This is a genomic window from Massilia rubra (genome assembly GCF_011682065.1).
In the GTDB taxonomy this organism is placed as follows: domain Bacteria; phylum Pseudomonadota; class Gammaproteobacteria; order Burkholderiales; family Burkholderiaceae_D; genus Telluria_A; species Telluria_A rubra.
On record NZ_VUYU01000006.1, the window covers coordinates 287,249 to 306,593 of the forward strand.

Annotated in this window: 23 protein-coding genes; 11 read left to right on the forward strand and 12 right to left on the reverse strand. The window is 64.2% G+C overall.

Annotated elements, in window-relative coordinates; genetic code table 11:
• Nucleotides 1-4 precede the first annotated feature (4 nt).
• Genes F0185_RS11670 through F0185_RS11680 form a run of 3 tightly spaced genes read left to right on the forward strand, consistent with a single transcriptional unit; the run spans nt 5 to nt 3,431 of the window.
• Nucleotides 5-1,501, forward strand: coding sequence for a carotenoid oxygenase family protein (locus F0185_RS11670; RefSeq protein ID WP_167224523.1), 1,497 nt, complete (start codon nt 5-7; stop codon nt 1,499-1,501).
• A complete protein-coding gene (locus F0185_RS11675; protein ID WP_167224525.1) occupies nt 1,501-2,664 on the forward strand; it encodes a sensor histidine kinase in 1,164 nt (387 codons plus the stop codon). The genes F0185_RS11670 and F0185_RS11675 overlap by 1 nt, the downstream gene beginning before the upstream one ends.
• Before the next feature lie 20 nt (nt 2,665-2,684).
• The gene (locus tag F0185_RS11680) at nt 2,685-3,431 is read left to right on the forward strand and encodes a LytR/AlgR family response regulator transcription factor (protein ID WP_229476949.1); all 747 of its coding nucleotides are present in this window, start codon (nt 2,685-2,687) and stop codon (nt 3,429-3,431) included.
• A 112-nt stretch (nt 3,432-3,543) separates the two neighbouring features.
• On the opposite strand, the gene F0185_RS11685 is transcribed toward F0185_RS11680, so the two are convergent.
• The gene (locus tag F0185_RS11685) at nt 3,544-3,921 is read right to left on the reverse strand and encodes a carboxymuconolactone decarboxylase family protein (protein WP_167224527.1); all 378 of its coding nucleotides are present in this window, start codon (nt 3,919-3,921) and stop codon (nt 3,544-3,546) included.
• Nucleotides 3,922-4,240: 319 nt separating this feature from the next.
• Between F0185_RS11685 and F0185_RS11690 the strand changes: the two genes are divergently transcribed.
• The gene (locus tag F0185_RS11690; protein ID WP_167224529.1) at nt 4,241-4,708 is read left to right on the forward strand and encodes a hypothetical protein; all 468 of its coding nucleotides are present in this window, start codon (nt 4,241-4,243) and stop codon (nt 4,706-4,708) included.
• Between the two features lie 98 nt (nt 4,709-4,806).
• On the opposite strand, the gene F0185_RS35435 is transcribed toward F0185_RS11690, so the two are convergent.
• Entirely contained in the window at nt 4,807-5,112 is a 306-nt protein-coding gene (locus F0185_RS35435) for a DUF3606 domain-containing protein (protein WP_370664002.1), read from the reverse strand.
• An 89-nt stretch (nt 5,113-5,201) separates the two neighbouring features.
• Here F0185_RS35435 and F0185_RS11700 point away from each other — a divergent pair, with 89 nt between their 5' ends.
• Nucleotides 5,202-5,999, forward strand: a complete 798-nt coding sequence (locus F0185_RS11700) for a hypothetical protein (protein ID WP_167224531.1) — start codon at nt 5,202-5,204, stop codon at nt 5,997-5,999.
• Between the two features lie 2 nt (nt 6,000-6,001).
• A complete protein-coding gene (locus F0185_RS11705) occupies nt 6,002-8,275 on the forward strand; it encodes a hypothetical protein (protein WP_167224533.1) in 2,274 nt (757 codons plus the stop codon).
• A 184-nt stretch (nt 8,276-8,459) separates the two neighbouring features.
• On the opposite strand, the gene F0185_RS11710 is transcribed toward F0185_RS11705, so the two are convergent.
• Together F0185_RS11710 and ybiA are read right to left on the reverse strand one after the other, a co-directional pair.
• Nucleotides 8,460-8,933 carry a DUF6623 family protein gene (locus tag F0185_RS11710; protein ID WP_167224535.1) on the reverse strand — a complete coding sequence of 158 codons (474 nt, stop codon included), beginning with the start codon at nt 8,931-8,933 and terminating at the stop codon, nt 8,460-8,462.
• Nucleotides 8,934-9,093: 160 nt separating this feature from the next.
• Nucleotides 9,094-9,537, reverse strand: a complete 444-nt coding sequence (gene ybiA / locus F0185_RS11715; RefSeq protein WP_167224537.1) for a riboflavin biosynthesis intermediates N-glycosidase — start codon at nt 9,535-9,537, stop codon at nt 9,094-9,096.
• Nucleotides 9,538-9,674: 137 nt separating this feature from the next.
• On the opposite strand from ybiA, the gene F0185_RS11720 reads away from it, so the two are divergent.
• A complete protein-coding gene (locus F0185_RS11720) occupies nt 9,675-10,151 on the forward strand; it encodes a DUF2569 domain-containing protein (RefSeq protein WP_167224539.1) in 477 nt (158 codons plus the stop codon).
• Nucleotides 10,152-10,170: 19 nt separating this feature from the next.
• On the forward strand, nt 10,171-10,467 hold the full coding sequence (locus F0185_RS11725; RefSeq protein WP_167224541.1) for a cupin domain-containing protein: 297 nt from the start codon (nt 10,171-10,173) through the stop codon (nt 10,465-10,467).
• 46 nt (nt 10,468-10,513) lie between these two features.
• On the opposite strand, the gene F0185_RS11730 is transcribed toward F0185_RS11725, so the two are convergent.
• From F0185_RS11730 to F0185_RS11760, 7 genes are all read right to left on the reverse strand, one after another.
• Entirely contained in the window at nt 10,514-10,861 is a 348-nt protein-coding gene (locus F0185_RS11730; protein WP_167224543.1) for a 50S ribosome-binding protein YggL, read from the reverse strand.
• Nucleotides 10,862-10,951: 90 nt separating this feature from the next.
• Complete coding sequence (locus tag F0185_RS11735) at nt 10,952-11,182, reverse strand: hypothetical protein (RefSeq protein WP_167224545.1); 231 nt, start codon at nt 11,180-11,182, stop codon at nt 10,952-10,954.
• A gap of 99 nt (nt 11,183-11,281) precedes the next feature.
• Entirely contained in the window at nt 11,282-11,743 is a 462-nt protein-coding gene (locus F0185_RS11740; protein ID WP_167224547.1) for a lysozyme inhibitor LprI family protein, read from the reverse strand.
• Between the two features lie 115 nt (nt 11,744-11,858).
• Nucleotides 11,859-12,302: a lysozyme inhibitor LprI family protein gene (locus F0185_RS11745; RefSeq protein WP_167224549.1), complete on the reverse strand. Its 444-nt coding sequence runs from the start codon at nt 12,300-12,302 to the stop codon at nt 11,859-11,861.
• Nucleotides 12,303-12,504: 202 nt separating this feature from the next.
• Nucleotides 12,505-13,083 (reverse strand): lysozyme inhibitor LprI family protein, encoded by a 579-nt coding sequence (locus tag F0185_RS11750; protein WP_167224551.1) that lies wholly within the window; start codon nt 13,081-13,083, stop codon nt 12,505-12,507.
• Between the two features lie 504 nt (nt 13,084-13,587).
• Nucleotides 13,588-14,031 carry a lysozyme inhibitor LprI family protein gene (locus tag F0185_RS11755; protein ID WP_167224553.1) on the reverse strand — a complete coding sequence of 148 codons (444 nt, stop codon included), beginning with the start codon at nt 14,029-14,031 and terminating at the stop codon, nt 13,588-13,590.
• Nucleotides 14,019-14,732 carry a lysozyme family protein gene (locus F0185_RS11760; protein WP_229476941.1) on the reverse strand — a complete coding sequence of 238 codons (714 nt, stop codon included), beginning with the start codon at nt 14,730-14,732 and terminating at the stop codon, nt 14,019-14,021. Before F0185_RS11760 ends, F0185_RS11755 begins: the two co-directional genes overlap by 13 nt.
• A gap of 305 nt (nt 14,733-15,037) precedes the next feature.
• Here F0185_RS11760 and F0185_RS11765 point away from each other — a divergent pair, with 305 nt between their 5' ends.
• Nucleotides 15,038-15,661 (forward strand): hypothetical protein, encoded by a 624-nt coding sequence (locus F0185_RS11765; protein ID WP_167224555.1) that lies wholly within the window; start codon nt 15,038-15,040, stop codon nt 15,659-15,661.
• A gap of 148 nt (nt 15,662-15,809) precedes the next feature.
• Nucleotides 15,810-16,892 (forward strand): DUF4349 domain-containing protein, encoded by a 1,083-nt coding sequence (locus F0185_RS11770; RefSeq protein ID WP_223164495.1) that lies wholly within the window; start codon nt 15,810-15,812, stop codon nt 16,890-16,892.
• Between the two features lie 91 nt (nt 16,893-16,983).
• On the opposite strand, the gene F0185_RS11775 is transcribed toward F0185_RS11770, so the two are convergent.
• Complete coding sequence (locus F0185_RS11775; protein WP_167224559.1) at nt 16,984-17,484, reverse strand: hypothetical protein; 501 nt, start codon at nt 17,482-17,484, stop codon at nt 16,984-16,986.
• Between the two features lie 192 nt (nt 17,485-17,676).
• On the opposite strand from F0185_RS11775, the gene F0185_RS11780 reads away from it, so the two are divergent.
• Nucleotides 17,677-19,314 carry a DUF4394 domain-containing protein gene (locus tag F0185_RS11780; protein WP_167224561.1) on the forward strand — a complete coding sequence of 546 codons (1,638 nt, stop codon included), beginning with the start codon at nt 17,677-17,679 and terminating at the stop codon, nt 19,312-19,314.
• Nucleotides 19,315-19,345: the final 31 nt, after the last annotated feature.

Here is a 19,345-nt window from a genome sequence, read left to right on the forward strand (position 1 = left end):
CGCCATGCAACGCCGCACCTTCCTCACCTCCGCCGCCAGCCTGGCCGCGCTCGGCCTCGTTCCCGGCAGCGCCCTGGCCGATGCCGCCACCTACCAGCGCTTTCACGCGGCGTGGAAGCTCGACCCCACCCTGGCGGTGTATGCCGACACCGTGGGCCGGCAGTCCGGCGCGGCGCGGATCTTGGGCCGCATCCCGCAAGACCTGAACGGCGTGTTCTTTCGCAATGGACCGGGGCGTTTCGAGCTGGGCGGCGAGCGCCATCACCACTGGTTCGACGGCGACGGCTTCGCCCAGCGCTGGCAGATCGCCGACGGCAAGGTAAGCCACATCGGTAAATTCGTCGAGACCGAGCGCTTCGGCGACGAAAACGCCGCCGGCCAGTTTCTCTACCCCTCGTTCGGCACCTGGGTCGGGCGGCGCGGCGTGAAAACCAACGACACCATGAACGCCGCCAACACCAACCTGCTGCCGTTTAACGGCCGCGTGTACGCCCTGTGGGAAGGCGGCTCGGCCACCGAGGTCGATCCGGCCACCCTGGCCACGGTCGGCATCAAGACCTGGAACGAGGACATGAAGTCGATGCCGTTTTCGGCCCATCCCAAGATCGATCCGGATGGCGGCATGTGGAATTTCGGCGCCCTCCCCGGCGGCGAACGGCTGGCCCTGTACCGCATCGGCGCCGACGGCCAGGTGCTCAAGACCGCCATGGTCAAGGTGCCGCAACTGGCGATGGTGCACGACTTCGTGGTCAGCGCCCGGCACCTGATCTTCCTGGTTCCGCCGTACGACGTGGTGCCTGCCGAAGGCAAGAGCTTCGCCGAGCAGCATCACTGGGCCGGCAGCGGCGCCGCGGCGCGCCCGATGCGCGTGGTGGTGGTGTCCAAGGCGAGCATGGAAGTGCGCCAGGTGTTCGAACTGCCGCCGCATATGGTTTTCCATTTCGGGAATGCGTTTGACGACGGCGCCACCACCCGCTTCGACGTGGTGCTGCACGAGGGTGACGCGCTGCACGACGTCGGCCTCGTGATGCAAGGCGAACGCCAGAAGAACACGCCCACGCGCGGCTTCGCGGCTCAGGTCACGCTCGATTACGCGAGCGGCCGTGCGACAATGGCGCGCCTGTTCGGCGCCAGCGAGTTCCCGCGCGTGATGCCGCAGGTCGTATCGACGCGCCACCGCCAGCTTGCCCTGTTAAGCAGTTCGGCGCGCAACGCGGACATTGTGCTCGACACCGTCAACCTGGTCGGCACCGACACCGGCAAGGCGGACAGCTACCGTTTCGACGCCGGCTGGCAGGTGGAAGAACACGTGCTAGTCCCGCGCACCAACGCCCGCTCCGAAACCGACGGCTACCTGGTCGGCGTGGCGCAGGACACCAAGCGCGGGCAAACCGTGATGACCGTGTTCGACGCCGCGCGCGTCAAGGCCGGTCCGCTGGCCCTGGCGCGCCTGCCCTACCGCGCTCCGCACTGCTTCCATGGCAATTTTCTGGCATCTTGATGAACACGACCGAACTTCCCGCGCACACGTCCACGCATCCGCTCGACGCCATCCCGCTGTTCCGGCGCTGGCCTTGTTCGCCATGGCGCGACGTGCTCTATACCGGCATCTGGAACTGCATGATCGCCATCTTCCTGACGGCGGCGAACATGCTGTTCAGGGGAGAGCTCCATGGCTTCCTGGCGTTTTTCGGGCCGACGCTGGTGATCTCGAACATGGTCGGCTACCTGATACACGCGGTGCTGAGCGGCGGCGACTATGTCTTGCGCGGCTGGCCATCGCGGCTGGCCGGGCTGCCGCGCGTGCTGTACTTCGTGATCACGGTGGGCCTGTGCGTGGTTGCCGGCATCGTGATCGGCAACGGCCTGCTCAGGGGCGTCAATCCGCTGCGCTACCTGACCGGCGGCGCCGACCTGGCGCCGCTGCTGCCGTTCGCCCTGTTCGCGGCGCTGATCATGGTCGTCGTGCTGGTCAGCGGCGAGCGCCGCATCGCCACCGAAACGCTGGCCGCGCGCCAGCGCGAACAAATTGCCAGCGCCGCCCAACTGCTGGCCGAAGCGCGCCTGCGCGCGCTGCAGGCCCAGATCGAACCGCATTTTTTGTACAACACCCTGGCCAACGTGGTCGGCATGATCGAGACCCATCCCGCCCAGGCGCGCCACATGCTCGAACGCTTTATCGACTACCTGCGCGCCAGCCTGGCGGCCAGCCGCGCCGACCAGGCCACCCTGGGTGCGGAACTCGACCTGGTGGCCGCCTACCTCGACGTACTGGCGGTGCGCATGGGCGCGCGCCTGTCGTACCAGATCGAGGCGGACGGCTGCCGCGACATCGCCATGCCGCCCATGCTGCTGCAACCGGTGGTCGAAAACGCCGTTGCGCACGGGCTCGAGCCGAAGGTCGAGGGCGGGCGCATCCTCATCCGCGCCACCTGCCGCGATGGCCTGCTGTGCATCGAAGTGAGCGACACCGGCGCGGGACTGGGCAACTCCCCGCCCAAGCCGGGCGGCGGGGTGGGACTGTCGAACCTGCGCGCGCGCCTGCGCAGTGTCTATGGCGCTTCGGCTCAGGTACAATTGCTCGAAAATGAACCCTGCGGGATAACCGTACGCCTGCTGATGCCACTGAAAGAGACGCCGCCATCGACCATCCACGCGCCCTGATAGCGGACGACGAACCGCACCTGCTCGACTACCTGCAAACGCAGCTGGCCACGGCCTGGCCGCAGCTGCGCATCGTGGGCAAGGCCGGCAACGGCATTGAAGCGCTGCGCCTGATCGACGAACTGGCGCCCGACGTGGTCTTCCTCGACATCCAGATGCCCGGCCTGAACGGCCTCGATCTGGCGCAGCGCCTGGCGAGCGACGGCAAGGCGCCGCACATCGTTTTCGTGACCGCCCATCACGAGTACGCGGTGGACGCCTTCGAGCACGCGGCGCTCGACTACCTGCTCAAACCGACCACGGTCGAGCGCCTGGACAAGACCGTCGCCAAGCTCAAACTGGCGCTGCGCGCACCGGCGCCGGCGGTGGCGCCCGACGCCTTGCGCGCGCTGCTGCAGCAACTGGCCGCGCCCACGGCCCCCACCGCCGCAGCGGCGCCCGCGCCGCTGCAATGGATCCGCGCCGCGCATGGCGACGAGACGCGCCTGATCGCCATCGACGAAGTGATTTACTTCCAGAGCAACGACAAGTACACCAGCGTGTTTTTGCAGGAAGGCGAATGCCTGATCCGCACGCCACTGAGCAAACTGCGCGAGCAACTCGACGAAGCGCGCTTCTGGCAGATTCACCGCAGCGTGATCGTCGCCGCCAAATCGGTGGCCGGCACGCATACCGACTTCCGCGGGCGCCTCGTGGTCAAGCTCAAGGAACGGCGCGAGCAGCTCACCGTCAGCCGCAATTACGCCGAACAGTTCAAGCAGATGTAAGCCACGGCGGTGTCAGGTCTGACACCAGCGGTGGCTGAGTCCGTGTCCGAATGTCAGACCTGACACCAGCGGGGAACACTAGGGGGAGCCGCCGGATACCAGCCGAGGGCGTCTAGGAATGGCGCACGGCGAAGACTTCTTTTGCCGCGAACAGGCCGTTGAGCGCCGCCGGGAAGCCGGCGTACAAGGCCATCTGCATCATCACCTCGACCACCTCTTCGCGCGTGCAGCCGACATTGAGTGCGCCGTGGATGTGCACCCGCAGTTGCGGCGCCGCCGTGCCGAGCGCGCATAGGGCGGCAATGGTGGCGATCTCGCGCGAGCGCAGGTCCAGGCCGGGACGCGAGTAGATGTCGCCGAAACCGAATTCAATCAGCAGGCGGCCAAAATCGGGCGCGATGCCGGCCAGGCTGGCGATTACTTTTTCACCCTGTTCACCATCGATTTCCCGCAGCTTGTCGCAGCCGCGCGTGTAGCGGTCGTTGTCCATCGTGTTCTCCTTTGTTGGGGTTGATGGAGCAACTGTGGGGCCGCGCGTCGCGACGGTCCAATACCGTTTCGGTGATACCTTTTAGGTATCGGCCAGGTGGCATGGCCCCGAGCCAGCCTTCATCACGCGTGTTGTGTAGAATGCAATGCCAAGCACATTCACTTTCGCCACCCGGAGTCAGCACCGCATGAAGATACGCCTCGCTTTGCCTTTTCAACGCTTGTTTCCAGCGAACGTCTCCGGCATGCGCGCATGGCCGGCCCTGATCATCGCGCTATGCGCCGGATGCGCGCATACAAGCAAGCCGCCAGGCCAGCCGGTGGCCGCGCAATTGCAAGAACTGCGCACGCACCTGACAAAAGCCGTGCTCTATATAGGTCCGACCGGCTGGTCGTTCAACGTCGCACAAAAGGAAGAGGACTTGCCTACCATCTCGTGCGAATACATCCTGACCACGCCCGATACCTTGTCGACGCTGATGGATATTCTCGATCGCGCCAGGTTCGTGCAGGATAAACCGCCGACGATGCTCAACGCGCGCATCGGTGTCTATCTTCACCAGGATAACGGCGCGATATCGAAACTCATTCTCTCCAATGCGTTTCGGGGTGAGGGTGCGCGCGGCGTGTACGACAACGGGACCGACGTTGTTTCCAGTCTCGAGTTCCCGAAAGAGTTGCGCGCTTTTGCCATGACCCTGCAACAGACCAAGCCAAACTGGTATTGCGACGGCGAGAAAAAAGGCGCCGCAGCACGTGAACCGGCACCCGGCAATCAGCCGCAATGAAAAGAAGAAAACGATGAACGCCGCCTTCCTGCCGCCGTTGCGCGGCGCTGCTCGCCGGCGCCGGCGCCGGGCTGCTGGCGGCGCGCCGCGTCTGACGCTCAGTCAGTACCGACAACCGGAATGCCGAGGAACTTCTGCAGGTCGACCACGCGCGGTCCGACCTGTTCGATGGCGTCGGCCAGGCGCGCGCGCGGAACGCCGAACTGCTCGGTCCAGTAGGCGAGTTCGGCCTCCACATTGACGTTGATGCGGTCGTAGTCTTGCGGATTCGGTTCGAGCGGATTGTCTGACATGGTGTTTTTCTCCAGAATGGCGCGGTAGCGCACGTGTTCCCACAGCTTGCCGGCGCGCCGCGCCGCGCTCCGTTCGATGACGAACGCAGGGCGTCTTCCGTCACCTTGCACGCAGGCCGTCTCCCGCCGCCTTGCACGCAGGCCGGACACTCGGAGTAAGGGAGTAAGATAGCGCCCACCTCACGCCGCCCCGATCGATCATGCACCGCCTTCCCGCGCTTTTGCTCACCGTGTTTTTGCTTACCTGTTTCGCCCTGACGCTCAGGATGGACAGCGGCGCCGGCGGCGCGCGGCCGGTCCATCCGGCGCTGGCCGCCCTGCCCGCCGAGCTGGTATGGGCGTGGGAGCGGCCGGAAGACTTGCGCTGGCTGGCGCCGGACATCGGCGTGGCCTATGTGGCGTCCTCCGTGCTGCTGCAGGGCGACGAGACCCAGGTGTACCGGCGCGCCAGCGCCCTGCTGCTCGCACCCGGCGCGCCGCGCGTGCCGGTGCTGCATGTGGATATGTCGTGGCGCCGCCCGCCCGCGCTCAGCGAGGCCCAGAGCCGGCGCGTGGCCGACGAATTGCTGCGCCTGGCCGCCCAGGCCAACCGCAAGGTGGTGCAGCTCGACTTCGAGGTGCGCCGCTCGCAGCGCCCTTTCCTGGCGCGCACCATCGGCGCCATCCGCGCGCGCCTCGATCCGTCCATCGCGCTGTCGGTCACGGCGCTGGCGTCGTGGTGCCTGGACGATTACTGGCTGCACGACATCGCCGCCGACGAAGTGGTGCCGATGGCCTTTCGCATGGGCCAGGCGCAGCATGCCCTGCGCGCGCGCCTGCTGCAACAGCGCGGCTTTACGCGTGCGCGCTGCGGCGCGGCGATCGGCTTTTCCACCGACGAACCGATGATGGCGGTGCGCGAAGGCCGCCGCTACTATTTTTCTCCGCAAGCCTGGAGCGCCGCGCGCTGGCAGGCGCTGCGCGACACTCCCCGTTCAACCATTCCATCGAGACTTTGATCATGCGTCTTTCCCGCACCTGTTCCCTGCTTGCCTCCGCCATGCTGTGGATCTCCGCCGCGCCGGCCTCGGCCAGCGGCGACGACTTTTACCAGACCAGCCGCTTCGCCTCCGAATTCCAGCCCGCCAACGCCGCGCTGTTCGCCGCCGGCAATGTGGGCGTCCTGCCGGGCAGTTACTGGCGCGTGTACCACTACCTGGCTTACCAGGCCGCGCGGGGCCGCCCGCTGAGCAAGCAGCAGGTGGCGGCGCTGCACATCGATTCCTGGCACGTGGGCACGACCAGCGCGTGGAATGGCCTGGACTCCGATGGTGACGGCCCGTCGAGCTGGCTGGCCGCGCGCGCGCCGCTGGCGGCGCAACTGGCGCTGCCGGCCGAGATGCAGATCGACGTGACGGCCGTCGCCGCGCGCGGCGACCCGTATCTGAATTGCCATCCGGACGCCTTCAAGCAGGCCGGCCTGACCATGGCCGCGCGCGCCGGGCTCGCTGCCGGCGGCAAGCCGGACGCCTGGTTCAAGCTGTGGCTGCAAGGCCAGGATGCGGTGTTCGCCAACTGCGAGGAGCCGCGCCACGACTGGGACAAGCCGGTGCCGAAACGCGTGGTCAAGCTACCGCCGCCGCTGCCGGCCGACACCCCCGCCTGGCTGCGCCACGACCACGCCTACCAGAGCGCCGCCGCCAATTTTTACGCGCGTAATTTCGACCAGGCGCGCAGCCAGTTCCAGCAGATTGCGCGTGAGCCGGCCTCGCCGTGGCAAGCCCTGGCGCCCTACCTTGCGGCGCGCACCCTGATCCGCAAGGCCACGCTTCAATTCCCGCTGGGCGAGCAGCCAGCGGCGCGCGAGCGCCTGGACGCCCTGGCGCAAGCGAAGCTGGAGCTCGACGCGCTGGCGCAAACGTCGGCCCCGGCCAGGCAGATGGCGACCCTGGTCGACGCCCGCCTGGACCCGGCCGCGCGCCTGGCCGCGCTGGCGCGCGCGCTCGAGAAAGAGCCGTTCGGTCCCGACACCGCGCGCATGCTGAGCGACTACCTGGTGCTGATGGACAAGCTGCCGCGCAGTGTCACCATGGCCGCCAGGGAACCGATGACGGCGTGGATCGCCAGCATGCAGGCCGACGCGGTGCTCGATCAATGGTCGTCCGACCGGGGCGAACTGTTGCAGGCGCAACGCGTGGCTGCGCTCGAGACCCTGCGCAAGAGCTGGCTCAAGCAAGCCGACCCGATCTGGCTGGCGCCATTGCTGAGCCTGGCCCGTTCGAACGAGCTGAGCGCGGCCGAACGCAAGGCCGCGTCGGCCATGCCGGCCAACCATCCGCTGTACCAGACCGTGCAATACCATCTGGCGCGCCTGGCGCTGGCCGAACGCCAGGGCGAGCGCGCCGACCACGATATCGACCGTCTGCTCGCGGCCCAGGGCAAGCAGATGTCGGCGGCCACCAGCAACCGCTTCCTTTCGCTGAAGATGCTCTCGGCCGGCACGCTCGACGCGTTCCTGACAGCGGCGCCGCGCCGCATCGATCAGGTCGAGCGCGGCGAAGAAATCGACGCGGCCCCGGCCAAGACGGACGAACAGGCCACCGACGACGATTTCGACGTCGCCGTCTGGCGCCACCTGCCGATGGCCGAACTGAAGGTGCTGCGGGCGCACCGGCTGCTGCCGCCAGCCTGGAAAGCGAAGCTGGAAGAAGGCATGCTGGCGCGCGCCCTGAGCGCGGGCGACGAGGAAACTGCGCTGAGCCTGCTCGACGCGGTCGCCAAGCCGCGCAAGAGCACCGCGCATTTGTACCAGCGCTACCGCAAGGCGGCCAGCGGCGCCGAGCGCAAGGTCGCTGGCGCGCTGATCCTGGTCAACACGCCGGAATTGCATCCTGCCTTGTTCGACAAGGAAGAGAAAAAGCGCTACTGGGGTTGCAAGAAGGAGTGGGGCGACGGCCCGGTGGTGGTGCGCCAGGGCGCGCCGGCCCCGCGCTTTTTAAGCGCGCAGCAGACGCTGGAGGCGGCCAAGGAGCAGGCAGCACTGCTGCGCCTGCCCCTGCGCACCGAGTTCCTCGCGCCCACCCTGCTGCCATGGGCGCGCACCAAACCGGCCGGTGAAGAAGCGCCGAAAGCGCTGCACTTGCTGGTCGCGTCCACCCGCATGGAGTGCCCGTACGGCACCGAGGTGCCCGAAGCGGCGCAGTTGCGCGCACGCTACTCGCGCGAGGCGTATGAAGTGGTCCACAAATACTATCCGGCGAGTAAATGGACCAAGGCCACCAAATATTTCTATTGAGGCAAGCAGCCTGTCGGACTTGGGGAGTCGAAGCGAAAAAATAGCTGGGCGAGGCCAGATTTTGACGATTTCGCAGTGCCAATAGCGAGCTATTGGCCGAGAAAGCGGCGAAATATGGACCGTCCCAGGTATTTTTGCAGCCGACGATCCCAAGTCCGACAGGCTGCTAGTCCGGCCACAGCGCTTACGAGGTAAAGTCGCCACCGGCGGTGCTGAAATGGATATTGGCCTCGCTGGTGAAGCGCACCAGGATGGAAACGCCAATGCCCCAGAATACCGGTCCGCCGCCGCCGGCCCAGGTGTTCGATGCATCGATGCCGCCGCCATGGTTGCCGGTCAGGTTCAAGCCATCATAATTGCGGATCCGGTTAGGACCGTCCCAGATATGGGCCGCTTCCACCCGCGCGCCGGGGCTGGCGTTGTACAGGACGAACACGCGGTCCAGCGTCACCCGCTTGCCGTCGGTGATCACCGGGGTGGGAATGGCGAAGTGAAACCAGTTGGTCTGGTTGGCCGCGCCGCGGAAGGTGGTGCCCCAGCCGACGCGCAGTCCGGTCACATCGGTCCAGGGTATGCCATTGACCAGGCGCAAACGCGTGTTGCCGGGAATTTCGACCTGGGCGACGTAGCCAGGGACCCACATTGCTTGCAGTGCCATTTTAGTTCTCCTCATACACGTTCAAGGGGACAGGCAGGCACGCACGGTGGCGTCCTGGACCTGAACCCAGCGTACGGGAGCGGATGCGACCCTTGTTTGGCCAGTGTCAGCGCGCCGCCTGTGCCAGCACAGAGGCGGCGTCACATGCCGGGAGGCATAGTCAGTCGCGGGGGGACAGTTCCTCGCGCAACTGCATCAGCAGTTCGCCCAGGCGGTTCTTGCCTTTGCCGTTCGGGCCGATGCCCCAGTAACTGTCGTAGGGCGAGTCCTCGATGAGGCGTTTCTTGCCGGTGCCGAGCAGCAGCGCGCGCAGCTCGGGGTCCTGGAATTTCTGGCGCAAGCCGCGCAGCATGATGCTTTCTTTCACCTCATCCCAGTCGCGCCGGATCGGGGTGGCGCGGCTCTGGCCGAGGTCCTTGGCCTGCTTGGGCGAGCCGCACCCGAGGATGCGCTCGAACTGGGCGCTGCCTTCGAATTTCATGGCCTGGAAATAGTGCTCCATCGTGCGCCAGGCATGCCCGTCGAGCGAAAACGCACTACCGGCGAAGTTGGACAAGGCCGCGTAACGGCCGTCCTTGCCGAAAAAATAGATGTCTTTCGCCATTTCCCGGCCACAAAAATGTTATTGGATCGATATTATAGTCCGTGCAGATCCGAGCACTTCCTCAAAATTTCTTTTTGGCATTACGGGCGGTCCTCACCTAAGATACTGGCTTACCAGAATGAAGAAAGAAGTGCGCCGTGGACCAAGCGAAGACCGACCTGCAAGGCGTGAAAGGCTGGCTGATTGTGGTGGGATTGATCGTGGTGATCGGGCCGCTGTATATGCTGGCCGTGATGCCGAAAATGCTCAAGGACTTCTTCTACGGAGAACCATGGGCCGCCATTAACGCGCCGGGCAGCGTCGTGCATTGGGGATGGAAGCCCCTGGTGTTGCTCGAAGTATCCTTCGGCATTGCCGCCTTCATCGGATCGATCGTGCTGTTTTGCCAGTTCTTCGGCAAACAACGCGGCTTTCCCAGATTGTTCATTGCAACGCAAATTCTGTCGATCCTCTTCTATTTCGGCTATACGATCGCCCTGCACCTGATGCTGCCCGGCCGCCCCCTGCTCGACACGGACTCTATCGTTGCGCTCTTGCGAACGTTAGTGCCGCCGCTGATATGGATACCCTATATGCTCAAGTCCGAGCGGATCAAACAAACGTTCGTGGAATAATTTTTCAAAGGAGTGGTTCATGCCCTTATTCGACTTGCCCGGTCTTGCCGGCGCGCTGCCGGCAGCGTGGCAATCCCATGTGCTGGGCCAGGTCGGCCCGGCCAGGGTCAAGCTGCTCAGGATGGACGCGCTGGCCTATGGCGAGGAAACGCATGACTATAACGAGGCCCTGCTGGTGATGACGGGGCAGATGCTGCTGGATGTGGCAGGGGCGGCTGTAACGGTCGAGGCCGGCAGCATGTACCTGGTCGAGGCGGGAACGCCGCACGCTGTGCTGGCGGGCAGCCACGGCAGCCTGGTGATCGTCGATCTGTGAGCGCCCTCCGGCGGCCCGTTCAGATACCTCGTGCGCCCTGCCCTGATTAGTCGAGGTCGTCCCAGGCGTCCTTCAGCGGCCCCACGACGACGTCTTCCAGCAAGGTTTGCTGCGTCAGCCAGGCGCCCACCAGGGCGCGATGCTCATCGCCCAAGGGCGGCGATCCCGCGCCCGCCGACACCCAGCCACTGAACGCGTCGCTCAAGCCGCCACCGAAGACCAGGCCATTGCCCTCGATCGCGATGTCGATGAAATCATCCATCATCGCGAACAGCTTGTCCTTGTCCGGCGCGCCCCGGAAGCGGGCCTCGACGGCGAACGTGAACTCCTGAAACTGAGCGACATGCTGTCCCTTTTTTGTGCGCCGGTGCAGGCGCTCGTTGGCACGAATCATCTTCTCTGCTCTCCATTTGGACCATGGGTCGGGCCGCTGGCGCAAGGCGCCTGGCCCAAGCTCACACGGGCTGTTCGAGGACACGCCCGTTTACGGCGTGCACACACTATTGCGGCCCTTGCGCGTGAGCCCCAGCGAAAAATTGCGTTTGCGCGTGTAATGCTTGTCGCCGCCCTTGTAGAACAGCGCGATGGAACTGGTGATGACCTTCCGCACTGTGGCTTTCCGAATCTTGAACACCTGATCCTTGTGCAGCACGCGAACGCCCGCGACGCCCGACGAGTTGATCAGACTGTGCCGCCACTTTGCGTCGCCGTCCACGGCGCTCCTCGTGAAATGTCGTCTGAACAACAAACCGTTTGCAAGCTTACCATTTGATGTGAGATGAATGTCACACTGAACAAAAACCAACAAAGACGCTCACCTGCGTTCCAATACGCCCGTCTCACTCGCCAGTTCCTGCACGCGCTGCAGATTCTTTTCGGCCACGCAAGTGAGCTGGGTCGTACCGCGCGCATTGCCGGCGCCGCCACCAATGCTGGCCATGGCGAAGGCGCACTGATGCAGGCGGTAGGATGCGAACGCCGTGTTCGATGCCCGCAGCCTGGCCCTTGCCTGCTGGATGTAGCTGTCGTCTTCATCCCACCTGGCGATGACGCCGTCCGCCTTGGCCTCGGCCTTTTTCAGCGCCAGCGCGCTCTTGATGGCCAACTTCTCAATGCATTCATGCTTGCCGGCCATCGAATACTGCTCGCAGTCGTCGAACGGGTTGACTGGCGGCGCCGCTCTGGCCGCTAGCGCCGGCAGTGACAACAGGGGCGCGGCAAGCAACGCCAGGACGATCCGGGCCACGCCATGGCGAAGCGTAGCGGGATGTTGCACTTTGGATTTCTGGACATGCATACGACTGCCTTTTCAACAAATGAGTGCCGCCGCCAGTGGGCGCGGTCACGGCTGGAGCGCCGCTTCTTGCGATAGTTTCGCCGCGTCGAAACGCTTAATCCGGCGGAAAATGGTCCGTATAGCGCTTTAACTCCAGCGCCCGCTCGGTATTCGCGGCGCCCAAACAGGCAAGCCGGCTGATCTCGTGCGCGTTACCGATGGCGCCGCCGCGCAGCGAATCGGCAAACGCGCACTTGGCCTCGCGGTAGCGCACAAAGGCGACGCCGGCGGACCGCATCGTGGTCCTGGCAATGTTTTTGTAACGGTCATTCTCGAACCACTGGGCAATTTTTTGCAGCGCAGCGGCCTCGGCCTTCTTCAAGGATACCGTGCTCTTCGCATGCAATTTACTGAAACAATCGTACCTGCCAGCTTGCGAAAACTCACCGCATTTTTTGTCTTCGACGCGTTGTGGCGCCGCAGCGGACGCTTGAGCCTGCACCGCACTCAGCGACGAAGCCAACAGCGCCACCAGAATAATGTTCACTACTGTGCGCATGAGGTTTTTTTCCTATATACAGCTGCTGCCGGGAATGCGCATGGCGATGTCATTGCAGCGCACGCTGGATTGACATTCCAACGCGCAGTAAGGATATCACTTTCCATGATAATAATGCCAACACTTAAGAAACAACCAACAAGGTTGAGAGTTGCAACCGCAACAAGACAGGCCGCCATTACAGGGCAGCACGACCGACGGACTACTTGGGCGGCAAGCCGGCCGTCTCGCGCGCAAGATCGATCACGCGAGCGGCATTCATGTTCGCTACGCACGCCAGTCGGCTGATCTCGTGCGAATCCCCGGCGGCGGCGCCCCTCATCGAGGTGGCAAAGGCGCACTGCGCCTGCCTGAAACGCGCAAAGGCGATCCGGGAAGCAGCGAGCCTGGACTTCGCTAACCTGGTATATTTATCATCCTCATCCCATCCTGCGATCGCGGCAACGGCTTTCGCCTCCGCCTCCTTCAGCACCAGCGCGCTGTCGGTAGCCATTTTATCAACGCAATCGCGCCTGTCCGACTGCGAGAACTGATCGCAGTTTTCCGCCGCGCCGGTCACCGGTGTCGTCGTCTGCGCTTTTGCCTCCAGCGTAGCGATTACCCCTGCGAGCAGCGCCACGATGAGAAAATCGCTTACGTCGGACATGACGCTCCCTTTACATCGCGCACCCGTTCCAGCGTCAAACCAATTTTGCGGGCATATAACAGCGCCACCGGAATAATGTTCACTACTGTGCGCATGGTTTTTTTCCTTTATAAAGCTGCTGCCGGGAATGCGCATGGCGATGTCATTGCAGCGCACGCTGGATTGACATCCCAACGCGCAGTAAGGATAGCACTTGCCATGATAATAATGCCAACACTGAAGAAACAACCCACAAGGTTGAGTGTTGCAATCGCAACAATATAGGCCGTATATCAGCATGCATGTTGTGTTTTTGCCTAACCTCAACGTCATATTGACATGACTTGACTGCATCTCTAGTGCGCCGCTGCGCCGGGCGGGACTGCCGGGCGATGCGGGCGGTGTGGCTGTCAGGCGACGAAGGGCGCTTTGTCACGGGGCCGAGCTTTGCCGTGGATGGCGGATATACACTGACCAGCATGTGCGTGGCAGTGGAACGCTGTTGCGCAATGCCCCGGATCAGTCGAGGTCGTCCCAGGCGTCCTTCAGCGGCACGACGACGTCCAGCACCATCCTGGCTATCGCAGACATGCCGCTTTTTTCATGGACGCTCGTCCGGTTCCCTCTCACGCGCCAGTGGAGGCGGCGCCACAGCCAGCGTCAGCGCGGCGGCAACGATTTGGCATCGCTCGTCAATCTGTGCGCACGCTGCGCGTTCAGGTCGGCCACACAAGCGAGCCGGCTTATCTCATGCGAGTTGCCGGCAGCGCCACCGGCGAGCGACGTTGCGAAGCCGCATTGCGCCTCACGGTAACGCGCGAAGACCGTGTTCGCTTGCTTGAGTTTCGCCCTCGCCGCCGTGACATAACCCTCATCTTCGTCCCATTTGCCGATCGCCGCGACAGTGCCGGCTTCCGCAGTTTTCAGCAATGCCGCGCTGCTCGCCGCCAGCTTGGCCAAACAGTCGCGTATGTCCGCTTGGGAGAATTCGTCGCATACTTCCATGGCATTTTTTTGCGGCGCCGGAGGGGCCGGTTTTTTGCTCGCCTGGCACAGCGGCGCTGCGCCCAGCGCAAGGAGAAAAAAAGCGGTCAAGACGCGCATTGGGCATCCCTCCCCTTCAGATAGGTCAGGCAAACATTGACTTTTTCCGCGTAACGCGGATCACGGCGGCCGTTGTAGCGGTCCATCACCGCCGCGGCGTTAATCTGCCGCCAGCCAGCAATGACCTTCTGCATGCTGGCCATTTGAAATTTGACGACATCACCCTTGTGCAATACGTTGAGCCTTGGGTTAAGCTCGCGAATTACCTCGATGGTGCTTGAATTTGCCGAAGCAATCTTATCGAAATTGTCGCCAGAACCAACTTTGACTTCCTCGACGCGTGAACCAGGCTCGCGTACGCTGACGTAAGCGAATTTCGCCATTCGCATCAGCATGTAACCGATACCACCACGAATGTTATGAGACGGATTGGTGCGGATGGAATCGCTGCTCAGCAGTGCGCGGATGTTAGGCGGCATGATCTGCTTGCCACCCTCCTTATCCCCCAGCAAGGCCATCATCCCAGCATCGCCGGGCACGCCGATCTGCATCGGTTTTTTCTTCCATTCAGGGTTTGCACCGCCTGTTTCGGTCCATAACATCGCTTTTACGAACCGCCAGTCCAAGGGAGAAAAACCCGGCGTCGTGCCGAGGTGACGATTGTACTCGTTCACCGCCAGCTGAATATCGCAGTCGTGATCGTTCCAAACAGGATTTCCGGAGGAGGATTTAATTCCTTCTAACCATTTATCGTAACTCATAACTTGTCAAAATCCTCAATTGATTGCAATTCATACATGAATACAAGCATAACACTTGGCATGCTCACAATACTAACATTGAAAAAAAATTATCCATGCGAACGGGCCGCCATCGCAAAAACCGCTGTTCCCATCGAGTTTTGCTTTGGGGCTTTTCTCGCGCTGGCTTGTTGTATTTTTGACTAAATTCGCGTATTTATATGGTGTTGCTAGACTGCACACGTAGTTGCACATTGATTAATGCGGATAAGGCCGTCATACTTTCCGCCAACCGCGCGTGCGGCGCATCATTCATTGGAGCCATCATGTTTATCATCTGGGGCAAACGCGCCTACGGCGCCGTCCACAAGGTCGGCACGACATCGGTACAAACCGTGTTCGGCCATCTGTACTACCTGCCGCTCATTCCGATGAGCAGCCATTACGTCGATTTCAAGACCGGCAGTTATTACCAGCTCAATAACCTCGATGGCCGCTCGATCCTGTGCGGCTACCTGCGCATCTGGATGCCGCTGGCGTTCGTGATTGCCCTGATCGCGTTCGATATGCTTGATAACACCTCCAGCAAGGTGCTGTGCGGGCTGATCATGGCGCTGTCCGCCGTGGCCGGGATCGGCTCGTTCATTTTCGACAAAAAGGTCGTCCGCCAGGAAAGCGCCCAGGTGCGCGAGATCATGCACCGCCATTTCGGGGTGGCGCTCGACCCGTACCACTGCCAGGCAAGTTTGCAGGCCGAGATCGAAGACCGGGTGCGTGCGCACAGCGACGAGCCGCTCGACGTGTTCTGGTACAAGAGTACGCTCGATGACGCCGTCAGCCAGCCGCACCTGGTCGACATGGCCGTGCTGCGCGCACGCTGCGACCGGCACGACAAGCCCCTGCAAACGCGCGCGCTGCAGCGCCTGCCGGGCGCGCGCAAGGTCGCCTGACTCCTGCCTCTGCCGGCGCCGCGCCACGCTTAACCCCTTTTTCCTTGCTGAATCGTTTAATGGGTGCGGATGCGTTTCTGGTCCCTGCCCGGCAGCGGGCGCCCTGCCGCCCTGCCGCCGTTTTTAATCGTTCAACCCAAGGATTGCCATGATGGACCTGACACCCGCCAAGCGCGTCGCCGGCTGCATAACCCTGCTCGCGCTGATGACGGCATGCGGCAAAAAAGAAGAACCGGCAGAGCACGCGAGCCCCGCCGCCGTCGAGACGGTCGATATTGCAAGTTTGCAAGCGCCGGCAGCGCCACCCCCGGCCGAAAAGGCGAGCGCGCGCGCGGCGGCAGCGCCGGCGGCCGCGCCAAACCTGAGCGAGAGGCGCAGCGCGGCCAGCGAAGAGACGCCGGCGCAGCCCAAGCCCCTTACGATGGCCAGCGCCGCCCAGCAACTGGGCGGCGGCACCACCGCCTACAACGACGGCGAGCGCAAGTTCATCCGCACGGCCAGCGCAAACTTCCGCGTCAAGGATGTGTATCTTGCCGCGCTCGGCATCGAGGACAGCGTCGCCAGCCATGGCGGTTTCGTGGTCAAGAACGAGATCAGTACCGGCAGCACGCGCACCGAGCGCCAGGCGATCGGGGACGGCAAATTGATCGAGCTGAACGAATATACGGTGGAGGGACAACTGGTGGTGCGCGTGCCCAGCGCCAAGACCCAGGAATTCCTGCGCGCCATCGCCGGCCACGTGGTGTTTTTGGACGAGCGCAAGTACGCGGCGCACGATGCCCAATTCGACCTGCTGCGCCAGCAGCTCGACGCGATGCGCAGCCAGGAGACCCAGGCCGAACTGGGCGAGGCGGTCCGCGACGGCGGCAGGTTGATGCAGAGAACCGAGGTGATCGCCATGCGCGGCGACGCCAAGTCCACGCGCGATGCCGCCCTGCTGGCAAAGAAAGTGTTCGAGGACCAGGTGGCGTTCAGTACGATCGCGCTGACGCTGCGCCAGCCATCGCGCGTGCTGCAAAGCGAACGCGTGGACGTGGACAGCATGTACCGCCAGTTGCGCCCGGGCTTTGCCAGCCGGCTGCAAGACCAGTTGCGCGGCGGTTGGGATGGCACGCTGAACGTGTTCCTGGCGCTGGCAGGCCTGTGGCCATTGCTGCTGGTCGCCCTCCTGGGCGGCGTGCCGATCTGGCGCGCCCTGCGCAGCCGCAACAAAGCCGGCACGCCAGGCTGATCCGTCATTCTTGCGATGCGATGCCCGGCGGTCCTGGCCAGGCATCGCATCGCAGGACGGCGCTTGCGCCGGCCTGGCGAACCGATCCCGATTATTCCACCACAGCCTGCGCATCCGGCTCCGCTACGACATCGACCTGCGGCACGGCCGGGTCCGGGATCTCGCCCATGACGAATGGCGGCGGCGTTGCCGGCATGGCGTCGACCTCGCTGATGGGCATGCCGCCGGGCGCCGGTGCGCGCGGCGCGCAGGCGGCCAGGGACATGGCCAGCACGGCGGCCGTGGCCAGGCCCGGCAACGCGCGCCATGCGGGACCCGGACGGGCCGACGGCGCGCCGCAATCGCTGCTCATCACGGTGCCATCGGCGCGCCGGTAAAACCGCACGCACAAGCCGCCCGCGCCTTGCCCGGCCACCAGCATGGCAGCTTCGGCTTCGGGCATTGCCGACAGGTTGAAGACTTGCTTGCTGCAGCCGCCGCAGTGGCGCACCCGCTCGTCGCCCTGCATGGCGTCCCAGGACGCGGTACAGGGCGAGGCGACCGTGATGCGATGCAAGGCAATGACCCTGGCGTCGTTGTTCAAGTTGGGCATATTGAAATCCATCTCTTGTCAGTAAGTTAAGGCCCGCCCAAGCATGCCGGGCACGACTGCACAATGAAACGGCGCGCGCGCGACGGCGGGGTTAAACAAGTGAAGAAATTTGAATCCGATTAGCAAGTCGTCACGTATCTGGTGGTGCGCTCCCGCGACCCGGGTGATTTTTTCATAAGAAACGAGGCCACCATGCACAACGTCCCCTTCAGCAAGCTCCTGCTCGCTTCCGCCATCGCCATGACCCTGGCCGCCTGCGGCAGCGACGACGACTCCCCTGCCGCGCCGCCGCCGGTGGTGGTGCAACCCGTGGTCGAGGCGGGCGACACGGTCATGCTGACCGCGAGCGGGCGCATTGTCTCGCTCAACGCCGACCTTACCGTACGCACCAATGTGGCGCTGTCCGGCCTGCAAGCATCCGAGACCCTGCTCGGCATCGATTTCCGCCCGCTGGACGGCCAGTTGTACGGCGTGGGCAGCAGCGGGCGCATTTACACGATCAATCCAAGCACGGGCGCGGCCAGCTTGCGCTCGACCCTTGTAGCGGACGCGGCCGACACCAGCGCGCCCTTCACGACCCTGGCCGGCGCCGACTTCGCGGTCGACTTCAACCCGGTCGCCGACCGTCTGCGCGTGGTCAGCGACACCGGCCAGAACCTGCGCATCAACGTCGACTCGGGCGCGAGCACCACCGACGGCAACATCAACGGCGGCCCGGCAACGGCGAAAATCACGGCGGCCGCGTACACCAACGCGTTTGCCGGCGCCAGCGGCACCACCCTGTTCGTCATCGACGCCGCCGGCAGCACCCTGTACACCCAGAACCCGCCCAACAATGGCGTCCTGAGCGTACCGGTCGCGCTGGGCGTGACGGCCAGCGCCGTGGGCGGCTTCGACATCGACGCCCGCAACAACCGCGGCCTGGCGCTGCTGACGGTGGGCGGCAAGGCCGGCTTGTATGCGATCAACCTGGCCGCCACGGCCAACCCGGCCACGCTGGTGGCCGCGCTCGACCTGGCCGATACCGTCAAAGGCCTGGCCGTGCGCACGCCGGCGGCGCCAGTGGTGCTGGGCCTGACCGACGGCGCCCACCTGGTCTCGTTCAAGCCGCAAACCCCGGCCAAATTCGATACCGATGTCGCCATCACGGGCATGAACAGCGGAGAAAAACTGCTCGGCTTCGATATCCGGCCGAAGGATGGCATGCTGTACGGGATTACCTCAAGCGCCCGCATCGTCACCATCGATACCAACACCGGCGTGGCGACGGCCAGGGCGACCCTGGCCGTCGATGTGGCCGATCTCACGCTGCCGTTCAGCGCGATATCCGGCAGCGCGTTCACGGTCGACTTCAACCCGGTGGCCGACCGCCTGCGCGTGGTCGCTGACAGCGGCCAGAGCCTGCGCATCAATGTCGACACGGGCGCGACCACGACCGACGGCGCCATCAACCGCGCCGGGGCCGCGCCGGTGGTCACGGCCGGCGCCTACACCAACAGCTTTGCCGGCGCCACGGCGACCATGCTGTTCGTGCTCGACAGCGCCAGCGACAACCTGGCGCTGCAAAATCCGCCCAACGATGGCACGCTGACCAATATCGGCGCGCTCGGCGTCGATGCGATGGGGGCTGGCGGCATGGATATCGCCGGCGGCGCCAACGGCCTGGTGCTGGCGGCCTTGCGCAGCGCGGGCACGGGGCCGGCCACGCTGTACCGGGTTGACGTTGCGACGGGCGCGGCGGCGCCGTTCAACGGCACGGCCAATCCGGCGACCTCGGTGATCGGCCCCGGCGGCGTGGCCGTGCTCGATATTGCGGTGCTGCTGAAGTAAAGGCAGCCAGGGCGCGCCGCAGCCGTCATCG